Source organism: Corallococcus praedator, from assembly GCF_003612125.1.
GTDB lineage: Bacteria > Myxococcota > Myxococcia > Myxococcales > Myxococcaceae > Corallococcus > Corallococcus praedator.
On the sequence record NZ_RAWI01000755.1, the window covers coordinates 1 to 1,326 of the forward strand.

Annotated in this window: 1 protein-coding gene and 2 pseudogenes; 1 reads left to right on the forward strand and 2 read right to left on the reverse strand. The window is 71.9% G+C overall.

Annotation, left to right across the window (positions count from 1 at the left end):
* Positions 1-390: pseudogene (locus D7Y13_RS46210) on the forward strand (hypothetical protein); the annotation flags it as partial.
* Positions 391-404: 14 nt separating this feature from the next.
* Here the strand turns inward: D7Y13_RS46210 and D7Y13_RS41495 are convergent.
* Both D7Y13_RS41495 and D7Y13_RS41500 read right to left on the reverse strand, forming a co-directional pair.
* Positions 405-1,145: a TlyA family RNA methyltransferase gene (locus tag D7Y13_RS41495; RefSeq protein ID WP_120581910.1), complete on the reverse strand. Its 741-nt coding sequence runs from the start codon at positions 1,143-1,145 to the stop codon at positions 405-407.
* Positions 1,142-1,326 (reverse strand): annotated as a pseudogene (locus D7Y13_RS41500) (1-deoxy-D-xylulose-5-phosphate synthase); the annotation flags it as partial. The pseudogene D7Y13_RS41500 and the gene D7Y13_RS41495, both read right to left, overlap by 4 nt.

Consider the following 1,326-nt stretch of genomic DNA (forward strand, 5'->3'; position numbering starts at 1 on the left):
GTCCCGCTCCAGTTCGTCCTCCCCTACGCGGGAGGCTCACGCGTGGCGGCCATCGGCCTGCAGCGCGTGTGGTTCCTGAACGCGGACACCGGCGCCATCGTCAACAAGGACGGCAAGTCGGTGGACGCCTCCGGCACCCTCCAGGTCGTCCAGGTACAACTGGGCCGGGCCACCAGCCCCGAGTTCTACCTGCTGAACGGCTCCGGCCCGGGCGAGCTGCCCCTGGAGATCGTCGCGGTGGACTCCGGCGAGAAGGGCGAGCTGTTCCGCTACGAGGTGTCCAGCAGCCTGTCGTGCTCGGTGGACAACGACAACCGCCTCTGGATGCGGACGGGCAACAGCCTGGTGCAGACGCTGCCCCTGGCGGACTACCGCAAGGTGCGCCCGTAACGGCGTGAAGCCACTCAGGGCCGGTCGGCGACGAGGAGCGCTTCCACGTTGCCGGCGGGCCCGGGCACGGGCGAGTCCATCAGCCCGCGCACGGTGAGGCCCTGCTCGCGCACGAACGCCGTCACGGTGTCGATGGCGTCCTGGCGCGCGACGGGGTCCCTCACCACGCCGCCCTTGCCCACGCGGTCCGGGCCCACCTCGAACTGGGGCTTCACCAGCGCCACCAGCAGGCCCCCGGGCGACAGGAACGTCAGCACCGACGGCAGCACCTGGGTGAGCGAGATGAAGCTCACGTCGATGACGACCACGCCCACCTTCTCCGGCAGGTCCTCTTGCGTGAGGTAGCGCGCGTTCACCCGCTCGCGCGAGCGCACCCGCGGGTCCTTGCGCAGCTTCTCGTGGAGCTGGCCGTAGCCCACGTCGATGGCGTGCACCCGCACCGCGCCGTGCTGGAGCAGGCAGTCGGTGAAGCCCCCCGTGCTGGCGCCGATGTCCGCGCCCACGCGGCCCGTCACGTCCAGGCCGAAGCCGTCCATGGCGCCCTTGAGCTTGAGGCCCCCGCGCGACACGTACGGCAGCACCTCGCCCTTGAGGCGCAGCTCCGACTCCACCAGCACCAGGGCGCCGGGCTTGTCCACGCGCTGGTCGCCCACCACCACCTGGCCGGCGAGGATGAGCGCCTGGGCCTTGGTGCGCGACTCGGCGAGGCCCCGCTCCACCACCAGCACGTCCAGCCGCTCCTTCTTCAACTTCACGGGGCCTCCTCTCCGAGCAGCCCCCGGCCCGCGCGCCGCAGGCCCGCCGCGTCCAGCCCCAGCTCCGCGCGCTGCACCCGCGCGTCACCATGCGGCAGGAACTCATCCGGCATGCCCATGAGCTTCACCCGGGGGTGCACGCCGGAGGCCGCGTACAGTTCCAGAACCGCGCTGCCCAGCC